Source organism: Granulosicoccus sp. 3-233 (assembly GCF_052681095.1).
Window position 1 is genome coordinate 31,524 of record NZ_JBQYLE010000019.1, and the last position, 14,054, is coordinate 45,577.

Sequence of the window (14,054 nt, forward strand, 5' to 3'; positions counted from 1 at the left end):
TCCATGGATATCGCAACGCTACTCGGCCTGTTCGGTGGTCTCGCAGTCATTGTGTCCGCGATCTTTCTGGGTGGAAGTGTCAGCACATTCGTCAACGTACCCAGTCTCGTGGTGGTTATCGGCGGCACCTTCATGGTCACGCTGTGCCAGATTTCCCTGTCCCAGTTCCTGGGATCCTTCAAGGTGACCTTGCGCGCATTCATGCACAAGTCGATCGCTCCAGAAGCGCTCATCGAAGAGGCCATTACTCTGGCTGATGTCGCGCGCAAGGAGGGCATACTGGCATTGGAGGGACATGACATACAGGACCCCTTTCTCGACAGTGGTGTGAAACTGTGTATAGACGGACACTCGATCGATGTCGTGCAGAAGATGTTGTCCAAGGACATCAATCTGGAACTGCAGCGTCAGAACATCGGAGTCATGATGTTCAAATCCATCGCCGAGGCGGCGCCCGCCATGGGCATGATCGGAACCCTGATCGGTCTGGTGCAGATGCTGTCCAACATGGATGACCCCAAGGCCATCGGTCCTGCCATGGCGGTCGCACTGCTGACCACCTTGTACGGCGCCATTATCGCCAATGCCGTTGCCTTGCCCATCGCGGCCAAACTGAAGGCTATCAGCTCGGAGGAACGTCTCAACAAACTGCTGGTTCTGGAGTCGGTGTCAGGCATCCAGGAAGGCATCAACCCTCGGGTTCTGCAACAGCTTCTCACCGCCTATCTGCCGGAGAGCAAGCGTGAAGCAGCGGCCGCCGCGAAGTGATGCTGGCGAGACAGGGTTCATAGACAATGGATGACGATAACGAATGCGAGGAGTGTGAATCGGGGGCACCGGCATGGATGGCAACGTTTGCCGATCTGATGTCCCTGTTGATGTGCTTCTTCGTGCTGCTGCTCTCATTTTCCGAAATGGATATCCAGAAATACAAGCAGGTGGCAGGTTCGATGAAATTTGCCTTCGGGGTTCAGCGCGAAGTCGAGGCTGACACGATACCGCGAGGCACCTCGGTCATCAAACAGGAGTTCTCTCCTGGCACGCCGTCGCCATCGGCCATACCGGTCATGAAGCAGCAGACTCAGGATGATTCTCGCGATGAGCTGCGGGTCAATGCAAGTGTGTCTCCTGAACTGGATGAGCTGCTGGCGAAGATCGAAGAGGGAATGAAGGAAGAAATCGATGAGGAGGTGGTAGAGCTCGTGTTACTCTCTGACAGCGTCATGTTGCGAATTCGTGAATCGGATGCCTTCCCTTCGGGGAGCGCAGAGATGCAATCGGGTTTCCTGCCGGTTCTGGACAAACTGGAGACTCTGCTCGAGGGAGAGGAGGCTGACAGCAGAATCATCGTGTCCGGACATACGGACAATGTTCCCATTTCCACCACGCTGTATCCGTCAAACTGGGTGCTATCGGCAGCCAGGGCCGCTACTGTCGTGCATTATCTGTCCGAGGTGCGTACCATTGATCCGGATCGGATAGAGATACGTGCGTTTGCCGATACGCAGCCCGTCGCCGACAACGATACTCCGGAAAATCGAGCCAGAAATCGCCGTATCGAAATCAATATCAGTGTGCCTGAGGAGGAATACTGATGGCTGGAGATGAAAACCGCAGGGAAGGCTTCCGCATGGATGACCTGCTCAAGCTGCAGGTCAAGACTGTCGACAAGGAAGACCCAGAGGGAATTGTTGCCGACTTCGATTCCTACCGGATTCGAACCTGTCTGCAATCACATCTGCGCAATCAGAAGGAAAATCGATTATCGACGCTGCAGAGCATACGCAAGCGTGATTCGGAAATCGCTGACTACCTTGAGCATCTGGAGTCCCAGATCGCTCAGCTGGCCGCCCGTCTGTCAGACGATGACGATATGGAGCTGGGTGATATGCAGCAGGAGACACAGGTCAACATGTCTGCGTCCGGGCTGCGTTTTACCACGGATTTGCCTGACCTGGTACAAGGGCAATTGCTGGAACTGGGCATGTTGTTGTCGACAAGCGGAACCGAAGTAGTGGCTGTCGCGGAGATTCTGCGGGTGGAGCCTGCACACGAGGAGTCGCCGGAAGAGGCGGGTGCTGCCTTGCAGATATCCACGCGGTTTACCCAGATACATCCTGATGATGTCGAGGCGATCATACGTCACATGACGAAGCTGCAATTGGTGCAATTGCAGGCCAGACGCAACGAAAACGACTCACGCCGCCCGGAATGAAATGACGAGCTGCGGGGGATGACCTGGCTGAGCGGCGCCTTTCAGGGGCGCCGGGCCAAGACCGCTAGAAAGGGCTTCCGAATGAGGCCCTGAAAGGATGCGTCAGGCGTCCAGCGGCATCTGACCGATCTGTGACAATGCCACGAATCGTGCATCACGCCAGTACCCGGCAATGACGTCGGGATGCAGGGCTGTCGCCTTGCCGTCCGGATCTCGTTCAACCACCCAGTCGTCCGGCAGTCCGGAAAAACCGTACTCGAGAGCGGGAAAGCCGTCTTCGGTCTGAGAGAGATGAGCCTCACCGGTTCGCTGGTTGAAGAAGGCGGGTTGCATTCCTGCAAGAAAGTCGGGTAACAGGCTCGGGGAAGGCGTGGTGGCGGCTGTTCGGGAAGAGGCTGTATTCATGATGATGCAGTTCCGTTATGCCTTGGTGGCATTTATTATTCTTGTTATTCTGGTTGCAAGCTGCGTCAGCTGTAGCTGCGGGGCTTCATGTTACTGGTCTTTTCGTATCCTTTTTTGGCATTGACTTGTGCACGCATTCCGCGAGATTCTGTCAGGAAGGCTTCCTTGGCTGCTTCAATGGCCTTCCTGATGGCAGAATCCAGGTCCATGACTTCCTGGCTCAGTACACGATACCTGTCATCGGCAGGTACGTGATTTTCAGGAGTGCCGGCAGGGCGGGCCGAGCTTGCGGTATCAGGCAGTGAGGACGCCTTCGCGTCTGGTGTCAGAGCGAAGGGTCGCTGCCCGGAGGAAATGGCAGGTTTGGCCAGAGCAGCCGTATGCTGCTCATGGGCGTTTTCGGGGTAATTGAGTACGACTCGCCGTTCACCGTCCAGTCGAGACAATTCTGGCCAGTTGGAGTTTCTCGCCTCAAGCAGCATCATTTGCATGATGCTCTTGAGTTTCTCCAGTTGGGCGAGAGACAGGCGAGATGTCATGCAGCTACTTGTTCCGGAGAGATCGCTTGCCATGCATCCTTGAGAATTTCAATCAGTTCCAGACATGTTCGCAGTGAATCATCCTCCTTGTTCTGGTTCGCCGAGATCAGCGTCGAGGTAATGAAGCTGTAGAGCTCGAACAGATTGCCTGCCAGCTCATTGGTTTCGTAGTCCTTGAGGCTGGCCTGCAGCTCCTGAACGATGGCTATGGCCTTGTCGATATGCACATGCATCTGATAGCCCCTGTTCTGCGCCAGATGCTTTCTGGCAATGGTGATATTACTCAGAGCACCGTCGTAGAGCATGGCTATCAGCTGGTGAGGGGAGGCCCCCTCTACCAGCGTTGAGCGACGTACGGACTGATATGCTTGTAGTGTCATGTTTAATAGGTGTAGGTGGTCAGCTGGCTGGCCAGATATCCGCTGGTGTTGTTCAGGTTCGTAACGGCCAGGTCCATGGCAGTGAACTGCGCTCGAGTTCTGGCGCTGATTTTCTCCAGGCGATACTCGAGTCTGTCGATCTGATCATCAATCGTACTCTTGCGTGTATCCACGCCATCTTCCCGAATGGCGATGACACCACCAGACTCGGTATACTCTTCCACCAGGTCGTTGAACCTGGAAGCAAGACCGTTGTCATCGTCGGCAAAAGCGCTCACATAACGGTTGACGCCTGCATCGAGCGCTTCCTTGAACACGGTGTCGTCAATACTGAGCGTACCGTATCGGTCGAAAGTGAAGCCCAGATCCAGGGCAGAGGTACTGTCTCCGTTTCCAAGGTCGATAGCGCCTTGAAAGGCTGCGCGCATGCGACTGTCGATGCCACGTGGCAGCTGATCACCTTGCAGGTCGGAAGTCGAGAGGTTGGTCAAGGTGGCTGCCATGGCGTTGTAGCTGGTGACGAAGGCATCCACGGACTCACGAAGTGAGGTGGTATCACGCTCCGAACTGACAGTGGCCTTGCCGACACCCGTCAGGTTCAAGGTGATACCTTCGATGGCATCGCTGATGGTGTTCGACGAACTGGTCACCGTGAAGCCATGAACGATCAGACTCGCATCGGTAGCCTCGGTCGCTTCGGTAAATCCCGCATCCGAGTCGCCCAGCGGAAAGGTGCCTGCTCGAGTGACATCGATGATGCCGGCAGTACCCGCTTCCTTGGCGGTCAGAATCAGGCGACTACCGCCATCGACCTTGATGATACTGGCAGAGACCGATGTATTGTCTTCAAGATCGTTGATGGCATCACGAAGGCCGGTCAATGTGTTGTTGCTGTCGTCGATGACGATATCGAACTGGTTGTCGCCCGCGGAGAACTGCATGGTGCCATTTTCCACTGCCGAGTCTGCCGACGCGTAGGCGGCGCTGGCCAGGCGATGATTGCTTGCCAGAGACAGCACTTCGATATCGAGATGTTGTGCTGTCTCTCCACCGTTGGCGACGGCGGTAAAGACCTCCTCGTCGCTGCTGCTCGCCACGAAAGCACCGAACTTCTGGTCGCTACCCAGCGTCGTAACGGAATCGTTGAACGAACTCAGAGCGCTCTTGACCTTCCCGTACGCACTCAGCTCGACGTCCAGCGCTGCGCGCTTTTCGTTGAGCGTATTGACTGGCGCTCTCTCCAATTCGTTGAGCTGCGACAAGATGCTTTCGACATCTATTCCTGAGCCTACCCCGGCTGCTGTAATCATGGCTGTTTACCCCTCTCCTGGCGAGTGGTGTGAGTACCTCGGGAGCATACTCCCGAGGCTGATCTTGCTACTTTCTACTTGCTTGTACGGGCAAGTCCATTACCCGAGAAGTTGCAGAACACTCTGTGGTGCAGAGTTGGCCTGCGATACCATCGCATTACCTGCCTGTTGCAGGATCTGCGCGCGTGTCATGTTGGCTGTTTCAACCGCGAAGTCAGCATCGATGATACGACCACGTGCTGCTGCCTGGTTTTCCATGCCAACCTGAAGATTATTGATGGCGCTTTCGAAACGGCTTTGCATGGCACCGAAATCCGCGCGTGATGCTGTCACCGTATCGATCATTGCATCGATGCTGTCAATCGCACTGGCAGCCCCGGATACATCCAGAATGTCAACACCTGAAATGGTAGCGATCTGCTTCAGCTCGATGGCCAGAGTGTTGGAACTACCGTTGTTCGCACCGATCTGGAAGACAACCTCTACACCTGAGGCAGCAGACGCGTCCAGTACGGCCTGACCGTTGTAGACGGTGGTCTCTGCGATTCGTCCTATTTCCTCGTTCAGGGCGGAGAATTCGGCATCCAGGTTTGCACGATCGCTGGTCGAGTTGGTACCGTTCTTGGACTGTACCGCCAGTTCACGCATGCGTTGCAGCATGTTGTTCACTTCCTGCAAACCACCTTCAGCAGTCTGTGCCAGAGAGATACCATCGTTGGCGTTGCGGATGGCGACGTTCATGCCGCGAACCTGTGTGTTCATGCGTTCGGCGATGGCCAGACCGGCGGCATCATCCTTGGCGCTGTTGACACGCAGGCCGGAACTCAGACGTTCCATGGACGTGGACAAAGAAGACTGTGACTTGGAGAGATTTCTCTGAGCCGTCAGTGACATGACGTTCGTGTTGATTGTTTGTGCCATTGTATTAACAGTTTCCTGAAGTGACGAATATCCCTGTTTTTATGAGATGTGGCGTCTTCTCCTGAAGTAGTCCGATAGACGAACCATGCGCACATGGAACTGATATCGGATGCGCGGCACTGCAACTGTAGGGAACTGCATCAAGAATTTGCAACTGGCACCGTTAGATCCTTCGCTTTCAGTCATCACACCAAGTCATTGTGTGGAAACGCTGTCGTGTTCGACAGGATCAGGCTGAGCCTGCGGGGATGATGGACATGGATTGTTCAGCGCATCCAGGCAGAAAGGCGTGTACCGGAAAGACGTCAGTCTGGTCCGGCGGGGCAGGGTAGCGGGCTTTGATTGATCGGGAAGGGGCGGTTTCCGGACCTCACAGCGATAGCTGGAACCGAGGGTACATGAGCCATGACAAGATGCATGGCGGCCCGGTAGGTCTGGCAGCGCATCGTTCGACCATGGGCTGGCATGGTGGGCTGGGCGATGCCTCGGGAGAAGACTCTCCCGAGGCTGCTACTAGCTGTACTTACTTACTTACTTACTTACTTACTTACTTACTTACTTACTTGCTTACTTGCTTACTTGCTTATCCTGCGTGACGGGGATTACCCGAGCAGTTGCAGTACACTCTGTGGAGCCGAGTTGGCCTGCGATACCATCGCATTACCGGCTTGTTGCAGAATCTGCGCACGCGTCATGTTGGCAGTCTCAACCGCGAAATCGGCATCGATGATACGGCCACGGGCAGCAGCCTGATTTTCCATGCCAACCTGCAGGTTGTTGATGGCACTTTCGAAACGACTTTGCATGGCACCGAAGTCGGCACGTGAGGCGGTGACATCATCAATCATGGCATCGATGCTGTCTATGGCGGAAGAAGCACCACCGACAGAACTGATCGTTGCGCTGGAGATGGCCGTGATCTCCGTCAGCTTGATCGCCAGGGTGTTGGAGGAATCGTTGTTTGCTCCGATCTGGAACACGACACTGGCTGAAGATTCGTTGAGAACCGACTGACCATTGTAGACAGTGGTTTCGGCAATTCGTCCGATTTCCTCGTTCAGTGCTGCAAATTCAGCATCCAGGTTTGCACGGTCACTATCGGAGTTGGTTCCGTTCTTGGATTGCACGGCCAGTTCACGCATGCGTTGCAGCATGTTGTTCACTTCCTGCAAACCGCCTTCAGCAGTCTGCGCCAGAGAGATACCGTCGTTGGCATTTCGGATGGCGACGTTCATGCCGCGAACCTGGGTGTTCATGCGTTCGGCGATGGCCAGACCGGCGGCATCGTCCTTGGCGCTGTTCACACGCAGTCCGGAGCTCAGACGTTCCATGGACGTGGACAGAGAAGACTGTGACTGAGAGAGGTTTCTCTGAGCAGTCAGTGACATGACGTTCGTGTTGATTGTTTGTGCCATTGTATTATCAGTTTCCTGGAGTGTCGTGGGTCCCTGTTTTTATGAGATGTGGCGTCTTCTCCTGAAGTGATTCGTGATTCGAACCATGCGCACATGAAACCGTTATCGGGCGCTCTGTGCGTCAACTGAAGGGGTGTGGCGAGAAAATCGAGATAATCGCGGAACGACCCCCCATTTCCCGAACTTGTCGGTCGGATGACTGCCCTGAAACCACGACTCTGTCGCTGAACGGGAAGCACTACATGGCGTGCCGGTGCTGAACTCGAGCCGTCCTGGGGATGTCCCCGGCCACATCTCTATCGGTGGCGGGCGAGTTCATCGGCAATGTCGCCTTGCGTGGACGAGGAGGGCAGGAGGGTCGTGAAGACCAGGAAGACCAGGAGGGCAGGGCAAGCGGATTCGGGCTTACCGTGTGATGATCGGAAGAAGGATGACTCGTCTCGGAGAGGAAATCACGAGGGGCAGCTCTTCGGATCGGGTGTCGCCGTGCGGCATTGCGAGTCGAAGTGATCGGAACCTCGGGAGAGAACTCCCGAGGTTCGGGTGCTGCAGCAGTGGCTGCGTAATGAATACAGCTGTCTATCCGAGCAGCTGCAATACACTCTGTGGAGCGGAGTTGGCCTGTGAGACCATGGCATTGCCTGCCTGCTGCAGAATCTGCGCGCGTGTCATATTGGCTGTTTCAACGGCGAAATCGGCATCCACGATGCGTCCACGGGCCGCAGCCTGATTCTCCATGCCCACCTGCAGATTGTTGATGGCGCTTTCAAAGCGGCTTTGCATGGCACCGAAATCGGCGCGGGACGCGGTGACATCGTCAATCATGCTGTCGATCGCGGAGATCGCACCGGAAGCGCCGGTTACGGTCGAGACGGTTGCACCTGCAATTGACGTGATTTCGGTGAGTGCGATGGTCAGGGTGTTGGCTGCACCGTTATTGGCACCTACCTGAAAGCCGACGCTGCCACCTGCGCTGTTGATGACCGATTGTCCGTTGTAGACGGTGGTCTCTGCGATTCGTCCTATTTCCTCGTTCAGGGCGGAGAATTCGGCATCCAGGTTTGCACGATCGCTGGTCGAGTTGGTACCGTTCTTGGACTGTACCGCCAGTTCACGCATGCGTTGCAGCATGTTGTTCACTTCCTGCAAACCACCTTCCGCAGTCTGTGCCAGGGAGATACCATCGTTGGCGTTGCGGATGGCGACGTTCATGCCACGGACCTGAGTGTTCATGCGTTCGGCGATGGCCAGACCGGCGGCATCATCCTTGGCGCTGTTGACACGCAAGCCGGAACTGAGTCGTTCCATCGAAGTTGACAATGAAGACTGCGACTGCGAGAGGTTTCTCTGAGCAGTCAGTGACATGACGTTTGTATTTATTGTTTGTGCCATTGTTTTCTATTTTCTCTCTATTCCTGAAGTCCTTTGAATGGGTGGATGTGGCGTCTTGTCGTGAAGTGGATCTGCGAACAGAACCATGCACACATGTGTTATTTATCGGAAGGCACGCGGCTCGAATAAACGGAACTACCACAAATATCAGGAAGAAAACGAATGACTTTTGTAAACCTGTGAGTTGTTGAACGTTGTTTGCCGGTATTACCGGGCGATCATCAGCCTATGTAATTGAACAGCGACAGACTTTCGACCTTGCCATAGGTCTGTTGCAGTACCTGCAGCGACGTCATTTGCGTCTGCAGGGACGTAATGGCCTCCGCGATGTCGATATCTTCGACTTCCGCACGTGTTCGTTCTATCTGCAGTGTGATATCGGCATTCTCTTCCCGGCTGCTGTCGATATTGTTCAGGCGAGTACCCACCTGGGCACGGACGGTATTGATATGGTCCAGGCTCAGGTCGAGGTTGCCGATCAGAACATCGATATCCTGTTGCATGCGCGCTCGCTCTGCCTCCGAGCTCGGTGAGCTGTCGAGCATGTCGACGAAATTCGATACAGTGGTGAAGATGTCCTGATTGCTGCTGGGTGCAACATGGAATACGTCACCTGTTTGCGGATTGCCCGAGATGCTGGTCGTGATGCCGTTGAATTCGATGGAACCTCCAGACTCGTATGCACCCGATTGCAACGTCGTTCCGGTGGAGGTGTCGATGATGTCGTAGGTACCGGGCGTAGAGAAGGTGATGTCGAATGGCTTGTTCTCATATTCACTGCGATTCAGTACCGATCCCTGGGCAATGGTGCCTGTGCCGGTGTTGGCCGCATCCATCTCGACCTGGAATGTGCCGTTGCCGTTGCGAATGCGCATGAAGGCATCAGCTCCCGAATCCCCGGTCTGAATCTTTCTGCCCAGACCGATGGACGTCAGTTGCGCGTCGTCGCTGCCGTTGTACCTGACCTCCGGATCGCGGGTGAAGGGTTGCGTCTGTGTATTGGATCCGCTGAACAGATAGTTGCCGAGCGTATCCTGCGCGTTGGCCATGTCGTAGAGCTCATCCAGCCGCAATTTGACTTCCGCATTGTGAGCGGCCCGCGTCGTATCGTCCACCGCGCCACTGTTGGCAGTCAACGCCAGTTCACGTATGCGTAACAGGGTGTTGGCAGTGCCTGTCAGAGCGGCCTCTTCCAGTGAGAGTTGTGATTCGGCGATCGATGCATTGCGCTGGTACTGACTCAGCTGGCTTTCCGCTTCCTGCATCTTGACTATATGAGCCGACTGCGCAGGATCATCCGAAGGGGTATTGATCCTCCTTCCGGTACTGATCTGTTCCTGGACACGCGCCAGTTCATTCTGTTTCTGGACCAGATCGGTGGCGATTCTCGAGGCCAGAATATTGGATGACATTCGTGTACTGATCATCGGACTGCTCCCAGTATGGTCTGAAACATATCGTCGGCTGCCGATATGATCTGTGCTGAAGCCTGGTACGCTTGCTGAAAGCGGGTCAGGTTGATGGCTTCCTCGTCAAGGCTGACCGATTGCGTTGCCTGCTGTCGTTCAATGGCGTTGTCCCTGAGCGATTCCAGTGCGGTGGCGCGGGTTTCTGCCGAATTCGTCTGAGCGCCGATCCGGGACACCATCGAGCCATAGGCTTCATTGAAGGTCTGGTTGCCGCCGATACTCAGCGAATTCTGCAGTTCGGCCAGGGCCATGCCATTGCTGTTGTTGCCGATTCCCGACAGATTGGCTTCCACACGATGGGAATCGCCCTCCTGGATGTCACCACTGATGGAGACTTGCCAGCCATTGAACTCGATGGCATCGCCTTCGGAATAATCCGTGGCGCTGGCGAGTGTCGCTCCGGAACCCGAATCGATGATGTCGTAGCTGCTGTTCGAGGTAAATACGATGTCGACCGAATCGGTCAGGGACGAGTTGCCTGTATCGACAACTCTGGCGCTGCTGATACGCGAATCCCCGAGATTGCTGATGTCACTGCGCGTGCTCAGCTGACCGGAGAGGGCGATATCTTCGGCATTGTTCAGTACCGTGTTCATCGTCGCGGCCACTCTGCCCGTTGCGGACAGCACGAAGGTGTCGCCGACGTCAGGTGAACCGCTCAGACTCAGGGACACGCCATCGAGTTCCAGTGGCATGGGCCCACTGACCGCCTTGCCGTCGGAATTGCGGGTTGCCGTGAAGTTCGCACCATCGAAGCGAAGCAGGTAGTCGGAGGCTTCCAGAGCGCTGGTGTCACTGATTTCAGCACTGAGTACGCCGGATCCGGTGTTTCTGCTGCTGGCGTATGTCTGTGGTGCGGCCAGTTCGAATATCGGCTCACCGGCTTCTCCATTGATGTCGATTCCCAGAGCGTGCTGCTGATTGACTGCGTCACTGATACTCAGGGCGAGTCGGCCCAGTTCTGCCATCGCGGGCTGCAGTGTCTGATTGGCAAACTCACTCAGACCACCGATTTCTCCGCCCTGCAAGCGTGCCGAAACGTTCTGTTCGCTACCCTCGCTGCCAACCTGGATCTGCATGCGATCAGGGTAGGTATCATCAGGTACGGCCTTGACTTCCTGAGCGACGTTGTCGATGACCAGACTGATGCCTTTGCCCATGAACACGTTGAGAGCGCCGTTTTCCTGCAGATTCGTGTCGATGTCGATATAGGCGGACAATTCCTTGACCAGTTGATCCCGTTGGTCCAGCAGATCATTGGCAGCCTCGGTATTTCTGGAATCGGAGATGCTGGTGATTCGCTTGTTCACATCCGCGATCGATCGTGCCAGGTCGCTGACTGATTCGGTCGCCGCCTGTATGCGTTCACTGACTTCACTACGAGTATCATCGAACTGGCCTTGCAGACTCTGGAATCGCTGCGCCAGTTGCTCGGCACGATCCAGTACGACCTCGCGCGTTGCCACGGAAGAGGGGTCGGCGTTGGCGTCCTGCAGCGCGTTGAAGAAATCGTTCATTGCCGGGGCGACGCTGCCGCTTTCGGATGCCATCAGATTATCCAGACGGCTGGCCATTGCATGATAGGTGTTCTGTTCCTCGAAGGCGCTGGTGCTGGAATTGACACGGGCGGTCGCGAACTGATCCTGCAGACGCTCTATGGAGACAATCTGAACTCCGCCTCCCGGTTGGTTTTGCAGGCCGGTGTTGGCAGGCACCGCCTCCATGTCCACTCTCTGGCGGGAATAGCCCTCGGTGTTGACATTGGCAATGTTGTGAGAGGTGGTCGCCAGTGCTCGTTGAAACGCGAACAGGGCTGATTTTCCGGTGTTCAGTAAGTCATTCATGGCTGTAATCTATGTTGTTCGACCTGATGCATGACCGAGATGGCCTTGTCGGCGTAACGGGGATCTGTGGCGTAACCGGCGTCATGCAGTTCCCTGAGAAAGCGCTCAGGGTTGCCGGCGTGTTGCAGAGCGGTCGAATAACGGGGGTTCTCCAACAGGAAATCCGCGAATCCTTCAACGGAATCGGCAGTCGTGTTGTAGGACTTGAATCTGGCTTCCACGTTTTGTGACTTGCCATTGAAGTATTCGGTGGTGGTGTTGCTGGTGAAGTTCTGGTCATCTGCACCAGCCTTGATGCCAAAGTAGTTGTTGGAGGACTGGCCGGAGGCGTCCTTCAGCATGGATTGCCCCCAGCCGGTTTCCAGTGCGGCGATTGCCAGTATGGCGCTGGGTGAGGTGCCCAGCCGGCGAGCGCTGCGTTGGGCGTGGGGTGCCAGTGATTGCAGAAACTCCGTCTTGCCGGAACCGCTGTCGGCCGGAGAATCATCCCCTTGTCCCCATAGCCTGGATAACAGCTTGAGGCGAGCCAGCCCCTTTTCCGGAGCGCTCATTGCCTGGGTTGTGGAAACGGCAGTCTGCGTCTCCTTGCCAGAGTCGGGCGGTGACTCCTTGAGTGACAGGGCCAGTTCACGCAATTTCAGTCGATCCCGCGTCAGGTTGGCATGATTACCGGTATGAACGCTGCCATCTGTGGATGACTTGCTGGTCTTGCCGCCCAGCTGACCCATCAGTTGGTCGGCAATGCCGAGACCACCGGCCTTGATCATGGAATCGGCAAGGTTCTTGTCCAGCATGTCGTCGTACAGGGCTTGCTGATTCGAGGTGTTCTCGGCCATGGTCGTCTTGCGCATGCTCTTCAGCATGCTGTGAATCAGCAGTGATTCGAACTTGTTCGCCGCGTCGCGGGCCTTGGCCTGCTCGGCATCGTCCGCCACCCGAGAGTCGGATGCCTGCAGTCTGCCGATGTCGGCAGAGCTGCGCTGAACCTGTATCAATGCGCTCAGATCAGTCATCAGATGATGATCAGTTGCGCCCGCAGCGCACCTGCCTGTTTCAGGGCCTCGAGTATGGCGACCAGATCGCCGGGGGCAGCGCCGACACTGTTGATGGCCTGTACGATATCCGACAAGGTGGTACCTCGCGGGAGCTCGAACATGCGGGACTGTTCTTCAACCACATCGATTTCCGTGTCCGGAACCGCAGCAGTGACACCGTCCGTGAAGGGTTCGGGCTGCGAGATCTGGGTGTCTTCCCGGATCGTGACGGTCAGGCTGCCATGCGTAACGGCTGCCGGGCCCACGGTGACGTGGCTACCGATGACGATGGTACCGGTGCGCGAATTGACGATGATCTTGCCTGCACCTTCACCCGGATCGATGGTCAGTTCTTCCAGGTAGCCGATGAAGGCAACGCGTTTGGATACTTCCATGGGGGCGTTGACAGCAACGGACACTGCATCCAGGGCCTCGGCTTCGGGTGTGCCCAGTGCGGCGTTGATGGCTTCGACAGCGCGACGGGCGGTCGTGAAGTCCGGGTCATGCAGATTGAAGACGACCCGCCGGGAGTCGGCGAAGGGGTTCGGAACAGCGCGTTCCACTGTGGCACCGCCGGGAATTCTGCCCACACTGGGTACATTGATGGCGATGGATGAGCCGTCCGCGCCGGAGACTCCCAGACCACCGACGGCCAGATTTCCCTGGGCGATGGCATAGACTTCTCCATTGGCTCCTCGCAGCGGCGACATGAGCAGGGTGCCACCACGCAGTGATTTGGAATTTCCCAGGGAGGATGCGGTAATGTCGATCTTCTGCCCGGGTTTGGCGAAGGGGGGCAGCACGGCATGTATCGATACCGCGGCGACGTTCTTCGAGGAGATATTGACTGAAGGTGGGACCGTGACACCGTACTGAACCAGCATGCTGCGCAGGCTTTGTTCGGTGAATGGCGACGTCGTATCACCCGTGCCATCGAGCCCGACCACCAGACCATAGCCCAGTAGAGGGTTATCCCGGACGCCAGCCACACTGGCCAGATCCTTCAGGCGTTCTGCATGAGCCGGTGCGCAGAGCAGCGGCAGGAACAGTGCCAGCAAGGCAAGGCTCAGGCCGCTTCGGGTACGGGCGCGCCGGGCGCAGTACTTGTATCGTTGTCGCGAATCCATCGT

At 56.2% G+C, this 14,054-nt stretch carries 15 protein-coding genes; 4 read left to right on the forward strand and 11 right to left on the reverse strand.

The window, feature by feature from the left end; genetic code table 11:
- The first annotated feature begins 3 nt into the window (after window positions 1–3).
- The 3 genes from pomA to ACUNV4_RS28585 are packed head-to-tail and all read left to right on the forward strand — an operon-like array spanning window position 4 to window position 2,215.
- Window positions 4–768, forward strand: a complete 765-nt coding sequence (pomA, locus tag ACUNV4_RS28575) for a flagellar motor protein PomA (protein WP_430882080.1) — start codon at window positions 4–6, stop codon at window positions 766–768.
- A 26-nt stretch (window positions 769–794) separates the two neighbouring features.
- On the forward strand, window positions 795–1,595 hold the full coding sequence (locus tag ACUNV4_RS28580) for a flagellar motor protein MotB (protein ID WP_430882081.1): 801 nt from the start codon (window positions 795–797) through the stop codon (window positions 1,593–1,595).
- A complete protein-coding gene (locus ACUNV4_RS28585) occupies window positions 1,595–2,215 on the forward strand; it encodes a PilZ domain-containing protein (protein ID WP_430882082.1) in 621 nt (206 codons plus the stop codon). Before ACUNV4_RS28580 ends, ACUNV4_RS28585 begins: the two co-directional genes overlap by 1 nt.
- A gap of 102 nt (window positions 2,216–2,317) precedes the next feature.
- On the opposite strand, the gene ACUNV4_RS28590 is transcribed toward ACUNV4_RS28585, so the two are convergent.
- The 6 genes from ACUNV4_RS28590 to ACUNV4_RS28615 all read right to left on the reverse strand — a co-directional run bounded on the left by ACUNV4_RS28590 (window position 2,318) and on the right by ACUNV4_RS28615 (window position 7,185).
- The gene (locus tag ACUNV4_RS28590) at window positions 2,318–2,620 is read right to left on the reverse strand and encodes a hypothetical protein (protein ID WP_430882083.1); all 303 of its coding nucleotides are present in this window, start codon (window positions 2,618–2,620) and stop codon (window positions 2,318–2,320) included.
- A gap of 65 nt (window positions 2,621–2,685) precedes the next feature.
- Window positions 2,686–3,159 carry a hypothetical protein gene (locus ACUNV4_RS28595; protein ID WP_430882084.1) on the reverse strand — a complete coding sequence of 158 codons (474 nt, stop codon included), beginning with the start codon at window positions 3,157–3,159 and terminating at the stop codon, window positions 2,686–2,688.
- Window positions 3,156–3,539 (reverse strand): flagellar export chaperone FliS, encoded by a 384-nt coding sequence (fliS, locus tag ACUNV4_RS28600; RefSeq protein WP_430882085.1) that lies wholly within the window; start codon window positions 3,537–3,539, stop codon window positions 3,156–3,158. The genes ACUNV4_RS28595 and fliS overlap by 4 nt, the downstream gene beginning before the upstream one ends.
- A gap of 2 nt (window positions 3,540–3,541) precedes the next feature.
- Window positions 3,542–4,849, reverse strand: coding sequence for a flagellar filament capping protein FliD (gene fliD / locus ACUNV4_RS28605; protein WP_430882086.1), 1,308 nt, complete (start codon window positions 4,847–4,849; stop codon window positions 3,542–3,544).
- 99 nt (window positions 4,850–4,948) lie between these two features.
- On the reverse strand, window positions 4,949–5,770 hold the full coding sequence (locus tag ACUNV4_RS28610) for a flagellin N-terminal helical domain-containing protein (protein WP_430882087.1): 822 nt from the start codon (window positions 5,768–5,770) through the stop codon (window positions 4,949–4,951).
- A gap of 602 nt (window positions 5,771–6,372) precedes the next feature.
- Window positions 6,373–7,185 (reverse strand): flagellin N-terminal helical domain-containing protein, encoded by an 813-nt coding sequence (locus tag ACUNV4_RS28615; protein WP_430882088.1) that lies wholly within the window; start codon window positions 7,183–7,185, stop codon window positions 6,373–6,375.
- Between the two features lie 278 nt (window positions 7,186–7,463).
- Between ACUNV4_RS28615 and ACUNV4_RS28620 the strand changes: the two genes are divergently transcribed.
- The gene (locus ACUNV4_RS28620; RefSeq protein ID WP_430882089.1) at window positions 7,464–7,601 is read left to right on the forward strand and encodes a hypothetical protein; all 138 of its coding nucleotides are present in this window, start codon (window positions 7,464–7,466) and stop codon (window positions 7,599–7,601) included.
- 163 nt (window positions 7,602–7,764) lie between these two features.
- Here ACUNV4_RS28620 and ACUNV4_RS28625 read toward each other — a convergent pair whose 3' ends face one another.
- From ACUNV4_RS28625 to ACUNV4_RS28645, 5 genes are all read right to left on the reverse strand, one after another.
- Window positions 7,765–8,577, reverse strand: coding sequence for a flagellin N-terminal helical domain-containing protein (locus ACUNV4_RS28625; protein ID WP_430882090.1), 813 nt, complete (start codon window positions 8,575–8,577; stop codon window positions 7,765–7,767).
- 221 nt (window positions 8,578–8,798) lie between these two features.
- Window positions 8,799–10,004, reverse strand: a complete 1,206-nt coding sequence (gene flgL / locus ACUNV4_RS28630; RefSeq protein ID WP_430882091.1) for a flagellar hook-associated protein FlgL — start codon at window positions 10,002–10,004, stop codon at window positions 8,799–8,801.
- Entirely contained in the window at window positions 10,001–11,890 is a 1,890-nt protein-coding gene (gene flgK, locus ACUNV4_RS28635; protein ID WP_430882092.1) for a flagellar hook-associated protein FlgK, read from the reverse strand. Before flgK ends, flgL begins: the two co-directional genes overlap by 4 nt.
- On the reverse strand, window positions 11,887–12,903 hold the full coding sequence (flgJ, locus tag ACUNV4_RS28640; RefSeq protein ID WP_430882093.1) for a flagellar assembly peptidoglycan hydrolase FlgJ: 1,017 nt from the start codon (window positions 12,901–12,903) through the stop codon (window positions 11,887–11,889). The genes flgK and flgJ overlap by 4 nt, the downstream gene beginning before the upstream one ends.
- Window positions 12,903–14,051 (reverse strand): flagellar basal body P-ring protein FlgI, encoded by a 1,149-nt coding sequence (locus tag ACUNV4_RS28645; RefSeq protein ID WP_430882094.1) that lies wholly within the window; start codon window positions 14,049–14,051, stop codon window positions 12,903–12,905. The genes flgJ and ACUNV4_RS28645 overlap by 1 nt, the downstream gene beginning before the upstream one ends.
- Between the last annotated feature and the right edge of the window lie 3 nt (window positions 14,052–14,054).

Bases quoted from the DNA above. Each gene is read 5' to 3' on its own strand.
- pomA (WP_430882080.1), top strand. From the start codon at position 4: ATGGATATCGCAACGCTACTCGGCCTGTTCGGTGGTCTCGCAGTCATT.
- ACUNV4_RS28580 (WP_430882081.1), top strand. From the start codon at position 795: ATGGATGACGATAACGAATGCGAGGAGTGTGAATCGGGGGCACCGGCA.
- ACUNV4_RS28585 (WP_430882082.1), top strand. From the start codon at position 1,595: ATGGCTGGAGATGAAAACCGCAGGGAAGGCTTCCGCATGGATGACCTG.
- ACUNV4_RS28590 (WP_430882083.1), bottom strand. From the start codon at position 2,620: ATGAATACAGCCTCTTCCCGAACAGCCGCCACCACGCCTTCCCCGAGC.
- ACUNV4_RS28595 (WP_430882084.1), bottom strand. From the start codon at position 3,159: ATGACATCTCGCCTGTCTCTCGCCCAACTGGAGAAACTCAAGAGCATC.
- fliS (WP_430882085.1), bottom strand. From the start codon at position 3,539: ATGACACTACAAGCATATCAGTCCGTACGTCGCTCAACGCTGGTAGAG.
- fliD (WP_430882086.1), bottom strand. From the start codon at position 4,849: ATGATTACAGCAGCCGGGGTAGGCTCAGGAATAGATGTCGAAAGCATC.
- ACUNV4_RS28610 (WP_430882087.1), bottom strand. From the start codon at position 5,770: ATGGCACAAACAATCAACACGAACGTCATGTCACTGACGGCTCAGAGA.
- ACUNV4_RS28615 (WP_430882088.1), bottom strand. From the start codon at position 7,185: ATGGCACAAACAATCAACACGAACGTCATGTCACTGACTGCTCAGAGA.
- ACUNV4_RS28620 (WP_430882089.1), top strand. From the start codon at position 7,464: ATGTCCCCGGCCACATCTCTATCGGTGGCGGGCGAGTTCATCGGCAAT.
- ACUNV4_RS28625 (WP_430882090.1), bottom strand. From the start codon at position 8,577: ATGGCACAAACAATAAATACAAACGTCATGTCACTGACTGCTCAGAGA.
- flgL (WP_430882091.1), bottom strand. From the start codon at position 10,004: ATGATCAGTACACGAATGTCATCCAATATTCTGGCCTCGAGAATCGCC.
- flgK (WP_430882092.1), bottom strand. From the start codon at position 11,890: ATGAATGACTTACTGAACACCGGAAAATCAGCCCTGTTCGCGTTTCAA.
- flgJ (WP_430882093.1), bottom strand. From the start codon at position 12,903: ATGACTGATCTGAGCGCATTGATACAGGTTCAGCGCAGCTCTGCCGAC.
- ACUNV4_RS28645 (WP_430882094.1), bottom strand. From the start codon at position 14,051: ATGGATTCGCGACAACGATACAAGTACTGCGCCCGGCGCGCCCGTACC.